We start from the raw sequence: 820 nt of genomic DNA on the forward strand, positions 1-820 counted from the left end.
GCCGTAATGGGCGATTTCAATCACAACTTGTCGTATCAACGTGATTGGTTGTGGGCGATCATGACGCTCGGTAACGATGCACAATTGGTAACGCGAGATAATCAAGCCGATTGCAAGGTTCGCTCAAATCAAAACCCAAGCAAAACACACCAATTCCGCTCTTTTATTGATCACATTATTGTTAGCCCGCAAATAAAAGCGAAAAACGCGCATCAAACGCTGTTCAGCTCACAAGATGTTTTGGATTACAAACTGAGTGACCATTGCCCTGTAAACGCAACGGTAACGCTTAACTGAACGAACAAAATAGCCCAGCATGATGCTGGGCTATTTTATGTTGTTTGCTAGATAGACTTTTAACTAGTTAACAAGAGAAACCGTTCTATCAAAGCGCTCTTGGATTCAGCAGCACTACGTCACCCTGCTTCAACCCCGTTCGCACTCTCCCCAACTCTCCAAGCTGAATAAGCCGAGTTTCTACCTCACCGCTGTCTTGGACCACTTTTACGTAGTCCAATTGGCCAACTTGGTAAACCGCCTCTTTTGGCACGCGAAGTACAACATCGTCGGTCAAGGTCAACGCGACTTTGGCGTATGTACCTGGATAGATAGCCGTTGGCGGCTCAAATTGAAGCTTTACGGTATAACTGCGCGAGTTGGCATCTGCCGACGGCGTCACTTCTTTTACAGCCGCTTGCGCGTTGAGGTTGTAAGACGGAAAAACAACGTCCACTTCTTTATCATAAGTCACATAAGGCATGACAGACTCAGCAAAGTTCACCTCTATTTCCAACGAGTTTGGATTGTACATTGATAAAAG

At 45.7% G+C, this 820-nt stretch carries 2 protein-coding genes; one reads left to right on the forward strand and one right to left on the reverse strand.

Annotated elements, in window-relative coordinates; genetic code table 11:
• Positions 1–297, forward strand: a 297-nt coding sequence (locus R7Q46_RS26150) for an endonuclease/exonuclease/phosphatase family protein (protein WP_318078080.1), incomplete at its 5' end; no start/stop codon positions are given.
• An 88-nt stretch (positions 298–385) separates the two neighbouring features.
• On the opposite strand, the gene R7Q46_RS26155 is transcribed toward R7Q46_RS26150, so the two are convergent.
• On the reverse strand, positions 386–820 hold a 435-nt coding region (locus R7Q46_RS26155; RefSeq protein WP_411978773.1), incomplete at its 5' end, for an efflux RND transporter periplasmic adaptor subunit.

The sequence above is a fragment of the Vibrio sp. 811 genome, from assembly GCF_033339195.1.